Source organism: Nostoc cf. edaphicum LEGE 07299 (genome assembly GCF_015207245.1).
Lineage (GTDB): Bacteria > Cyanobacteriota > Cyanobacteriia > Cyanobacteriales > Nostocaceae > Nostoc > Nostoc edaphicum_B.
On the sequence record NZ_JADEXF010000292.1, the window covers coordinates 1 to 5610 of the forward strand.

General features: G+C 43.7%; 3 protein-coding genes. All 3 read right to left on the bottom strand.

Annotation, left to right across the window (positions count from 1 at the left end; genetic code table 11):
* Nucleotides 1-266 precede the first annotated feature (266 nt).
* On the bottom strand, nucleotides 267-914 hold the full coding sequence (locus IQ229_RS10820; protein WP_194043569.1) for a hypothetical protein: 648 nt from the start codon (nucleotides 912-914) through the stop codon (nucleotides 267-269).
* A 147-nt stretch (nucleotides 915-1061) separates the two neighbouring features.
* Complete coding sequence (locus IQ229_RS10825) at nucleotides 1062-2636, bottom strand: CHAT domain-containing protein (RefSeq protein ID WP_194043571.1); 1575 nt, start codon at nucleotides 2634-2636, stop codon at nucleotides 1062-1064.
* Nucleotides 2637-2783: 147 nt separating this feature from the next.
* Complete coding sequence (locus IQ229_RS10830; protein WP_194043573.1) at nucleotides 2784-5045, bottom strand: protein phosphatase 2C domain-containing protein; 2262 nt, start codon at nucleotides 5043-5045, stop codon at nucleotides 2784-2786.
* Nucleotides 5046-5610: the final 565 nt, after the last annotated feature.

The following is a 5610-nucleotide window of genomic DNA, read 5'->3' on the forward strand; positions in this document are numbered from 1 at the left end:
GAACAACCAATACTTGAGTATTTACCTCTTGCGATAGATGTCCTAATTTGAAAATCAGCGTACTGTTAATTTATTGTGGAGTAAGTATACCTATAAAAATAAAAATCATTAAACTTCTTGCAAAAAGTCTTGATTTTCGACTCTATATCCTTGCGTAAGGGAAACCAACATCTTTGCAAAATACACCTCTGAATCGAGTGAACGCAAAGCGCGGGTTACACGAACACAACGCATAATGAAAATTTTTCCTACTCCCTATTCCCCATTCATAGTTCTGGCTGAGACTTGTTAAGTTCAGTAAAGGCATAAGAAGCGATCGCTAAACTAACCTTGGCTTTCTCTACTTCTGATAAAGCTGTCCACTCGCTATTTTGAAGATTACTGAGTGCAGATGCCGCATTTTGCGATTCGCTGCTTCTCATAGCGTAAGCAAAAGGACGAGCCAAAACGATCAGATCCTCTGTTCCCCAAGCTGGTAGTACTGTCTGAACGCACTCAACTAGTTGCTCGCTGATTAATTGGCGAGCAGCAAATATCTCAGCCGCTTTGGTGGCGATGGTGTTGAGCAATATTTGGGGCACGCAGGCAGAAAAATTTGTACGTAATGTTTCTTGAAGGTTAAGCACTACTGCCTGTTGTGGGTTATCATTGTGGTCAGGTGTCGGAGTAATACTAGACCAAAGTGTATCTAGATGTCCGTAAAAATCTTGTGATTGCCTCATTAATTCTTCATCAAGCAAATCTTCCATTCCGAACTGTTGTTCTAGTTCCTGAAAATAAGCTTCTGATTCTTCATCACTTGGATTCCAGGGATAGTTAGCATCCTCTGATTCTAGTAACGCTTCTAATAACTCTAAATCTACTTGAGATGGCAAAGATGAGAAAGTGTCTGAGCCATTAATTTTGTGAGCCATATTTTCTTCCCTCATGATTATTTGGTGGTATTGACAGCTACAAGTTCTAAGAGGAGATTTCCGCAAAAAATGTTGATTTTTTCTGCAAAAAAAACAGATTTTAAAAGCTACTGCTAAAGATTCAAATTCATTTATGCAATAGCTCCGCTAGGAGTCTTCAATCACAAACTCCCAGGTTTCACCTCTAGCACTTCCAAACTTTAACTGCATCCCCGATTTCAAAGGTACTTCCTCTCGGAGGATTTGTTGCCAGCCATTAGGGCCTAAAAACCAGGTTGTCCCATAGGTGGAAAAATCTTGCAAGTAATAAGTTCGCATCAGTGTAGCATCTGTAAGAGTGTTGCGGCAGAAGATTTCGGCGTGGCGTTTGGATACAGATGGTTCGGGAATGACAATATCATTATCTTTCGTGCGGCCGATGCGGGTAACTCCATAACGCAGTAACCAGGTTTTACCTTTTGGAGTGAGCGATCGTAAACTTGCAATCGGAAGCGAGGAACCGACATCAGGAATGGCTGTATCTGGAAGTTCGGTAATACCTTCATCCAGATTCTTAATCAGTTCGCCATTAAAATCTGGATGCAGGTAGAGAACAGGCAAAGTCCAAGCAGGTTGATTAAATTTATACAGTGTTAACAACTCTTGCCTAGCCTGTGCTACGGCTTCGTCAATTGGCTTGTGCGATCGCAAAGCTTCGGTAAAAGCTTGAATAAAACTATGGCTTTCATGGTCAGCGATTTCATCACGCATCCCCAAAACCGCAGGCACACCATGACGAATCAATACTTCTGCTAAACTACTGGCAGGGATAGCTTGATGATTGATCGCAGCTGGTTGTGCGCCCCAACAGGCGTTAAAGACTGCTAATTTCACACCTGTACGGGTCAGTACTTGCGCCAATTCTATCCCATTGAGGGGCATATCTGGTCGCAAAAACAGTAACCCTCCGTCTGGGTCTGGCAAACCATGTCCAGCGTAAAAGAAAACATTGTATTCTTTGGTTTCTAATTCATCAATCAACTGTTGTGGAGTTGGTTGAATGAGTTGATTTACTACACAAGGTGCATATCTTTGGGAGTTACCAGGCGTATCTGCAAGAGCTTGCTGTAAGATAGCACCTTCTTGTTCTAGTTGCAGCTTGTCATCATGACCTAAAACCAGCAAGATACTTAAAGCTTGGTCAGTTCGCAAATGCGGTAAAGGCTCAACTTCGGTGCTGGTACGACTAAATAGTAAATCTTGCGAGAGAGACATAGCCGATTGACCAGGCTCACGCTGCATAATTTCCCAAGGGAAAGCGATCAGATCCGGGTCGCGGATTTCTAGCCGAAAGCGCAAACGTGTATGCTGACCCATAGCAATACCGCGACTACGTTCTAGACTACCAAGAATTTGCCCGTCGAATACCCAGCGCCATAAATTCATTCCCAAGTATTGCATCAGACGACTGCTGTAGGGGCCAGTAGGTTGACCTGAAGGGGGTGAAATCCAATCTATGGGGAATGGGTTGCTCTTTTGAGATGTTGAGTTAGGGGAAATATCTAGGCGACCATGACCAGCAAACATCTGCTGCCATTCGTGCCAGAGTTGGGTGAGTTCAATAGGCCATACACAGTCACGTAAAACGTAGCCACTGGGATACGGAGCCTTGACCACCCAAATGGCGAAGTTGTCAGTGCCAGTGTTTAAGAGACGGGCGATCGCCAAATTCAGGGATGGCATGGATTCATTAAATTAAAAGCTAAAAAAAATAATTTCAAATAACAATTCTCCAAGGTGAAAATTTTATACTTTTTTGACCTTGTAAGTTTTTACTCTGATTGTTACCTGTTATTATTTCAGGTTTTTACCAGTTTATCGAGTATTTGATTAAGTTGGACTGGTGTCAGATGGTTTGGTAACTGGCGGTTGCGTGACAGTTCTACATGGATTTGGTGCGTCTGATTGTAAAACAACGCCAAAACGGTTGAGTTGGGAGGAGTTTAGCAATACTGTTGCTGGCAAAGGTTTTGAATTTGGTGTAACTAAAGTAGTTACGGCTGGGTTATTAGTATTAGCTGGAGTTTGTGTACTTTTATTAGTACAGACTCGCATAGACACTAAAAAACTCCCAGAAGTAGGATTTGGATTGGATTTTTTCTCAATAACTTCTAAAAAAGTCCCACGGGGAAGTGATTGGTTGTTTCCCAAGAAGATGTCATTGTTGGTTTTAATTACCCAACCAGGAGAAACATTAGCCAGCGATCGCGGCGGTGTAGGTGTCGCTTCGATGCCAGGGTTTTGAGTTTGTAAGGGATTGGAAAAAATTGGAGAGGTTCCTCGCAGTTGCTTGACGAACAATCCTAAAAAACCTGCTGCTAGTACAAATATTAATGGAACTATCCACTGTAGGGGGAATTGACGAGTTTTAGCAGGCTCAGTGTCTGGAATCACCTGAGTCTTGTGATTTGGGCTGCCTAAAACTGTCGCATCTGTTCCTCTGGATGCTAAATCAACAGTTTTGGCAGAATAGCTCTGGGGAATCACTGCTTGGATGGTGATTTCTGGTTCCCAATATTGAACTTGATAGTGAACTAAAGCGACGGTGACATTATCGTGTCCATTTTTAGTATTAGCAATTTCGACTAATCTATCGGCAACAGTTGCTATATTTGCTTCCCCAGCTAAAATCGGCAAGATTTCTGTTTCCCAGTACTCCTCTACCCGATCGAAGTCACTCAAACCATCGGATGTGAGCAGAAAAACAGCATCTTCATCGAGCATAAACCGTCCCGATGTGGGATGCAATGAAGTGCTAGACCCCATCCCCAAAGCTTGAACCAGAGATCCAGCGGCACTCTGTTGTACTGCCTCGCGGTAAATGGCATAACCTAGCCGCACTTCGCGAGAGGCGACATCATCATCGAGAGTAACTTGATAACAGCCGTGGCGTGTAATCCAGTAAGCACGACTATCGCCGACGTGGGTAATGTACATTTCATGAGCAACAGGCAATGCCATGACTAAAGTTGTGCCCATGCGTTGACGCCCTTGGCGATTTTCACTGTCATTGCGTTGACTGATTTTGTCATTGGCCATTGCCACTGCCTTATCTAGGTCATTCAGCAGCATTGCAGGGTCTATGTGGTCGTAGGGAACCTTTGTTAGTTGCTGTACCTGCTGCTGGATGGTTTCAATGGCTAAATTTGAGGCGACATTGCCACCCTCGTGCCCACCGATGCCATCACAGACAATTGCTAAGGCTGTTGGCTGGGGTGGTTTGCTCACCAGAGTTCCACTGGGAGGGCTACAGGCATCTTCGTTACGTTGACGACTTGGCCCGGTGTCGGTTTTGGTGATAATTTGGATCGTGGGTGTTTGCGATCGCCCCAACCCAGCCAGTCCCCGATCTAAAACTCCGATTAATTGATCGGTGGAATTAATCTCCCCCTGAATTAAAGCCAAGCTAACGCGATCGACAAATTCTGCGATCGCTGGTTTGGCAGTGCTGACCAACTGCTGCCAAAATTCACCTAATTGCGGCAATTCTGGTGATGTAGCGCTGTCAAAACGCAACTCCAACAACCGGACTAACGATCCTTCTACCCGTAATACATAAGAGTCAAGTAAGCTAGAGGCGACACCTTCACTTACAAGAGGTTGCCACAGATGAGCTATTTGCCATAACCAATTCAGTTGGCGCATTGATGTTGCATCATGCCAAGCAGTGGTTAACTCGCTGCCTAAGCGTACTTGTTGGATATTGTCATCTACTAATAGTGGCGGTTTTTCTAAAAGTAATATTTCTCGGTGAGAAGACCCGTCAGCAACAAAAAGCACTCCATATACCTGTGGTACGTGTAGACGGTAGGGAATCAGTCTCAGGTACGCTTTTAGAGGCTGCAAATTATCTAACTCAGGCGTTAGCGATAAGAAACCAGGCTTCGTATCTAAAAGAAGAAATTTATCAAGGATTAAATAGCGATCGGCTAATATTTCTTTAGGACTACCCACACTTGGGCTATCTACCACAGCCCAGAGATAATTTTTGGGTAGAGGCGTGGAACATCGCTGGCAAAACTTGTGCGTCAGGGGGTTGGCAGCCTGACAATTTTCGTTTGGACAGTAGAGCGTTGCCGCATCATTTTCCATAGTTTTCGCACCGATCAGCGATTGGCAATTTCTTTAATAGCATTAATAGGGACAATCTAGACCGCTCATCTTTCTTAAACTTGACATACCCAGACTTTAGATGATGATTTTAGCTGGCGGATATTGGCAGGTGCTAATACTTACTTATCCAAAAAATACGCTCCTAAGTCAACCCTACAGCCTAATCATAGCTTCTATTGCCCTGTGACTCTCCATCGCCAAAGCAACTAACTCCAACCCTGTCACCACAGCATAACCCAAGGATAACTGCACGATTTGCTTTTGGTAAATTACCCCATCATCAACAGGCAGATAATATTGGTATTTATTTAGTTTATAAGTAGGATAGCAAGAATTAACTTTAATTAAGAATTAAGAATAGCAAATATTAATTTTGGCAAAAGTACCAGATCAATGCATTCAGGAGTGCTGAGTGCTGAGTGCTGAGTTAAGAAGTAGACTTATGAATTTTTCCACTGTCAGCCGAGATACTTTTTACTCAGCACTCGTTACTCAGCACTCAGCACTGTTGTACAGAAGGGTTCAGGCAGCCCGCTACCAACCC

What these genes read in the sequence shown, in the direction of transcription:
- IQ229_RS10820 (WP_194043569.1), bottom strand. Translation starts at nt 914, where the DNA reads ATGGCTCACAAAATTAATGGCTCAGACACTTTCTCATCTTTGCCATCT.
- IQ229_RS10825 (WP_194043571.1), bottom strand. Translation starts at nt 2,636, where the DNA reads ATGCCATCCCTGAATTTGGCGATCGCCCGTCTCTTAAACACTGGCACT.
- IQ229_RS10830 (WP_194043573.1), bottom strand. Translation starts at nt 5,045, where the DNA reads ATGGAAAATGATGCGGCAACGCTCTACTGTCCAAACGAAAATTGTCAG.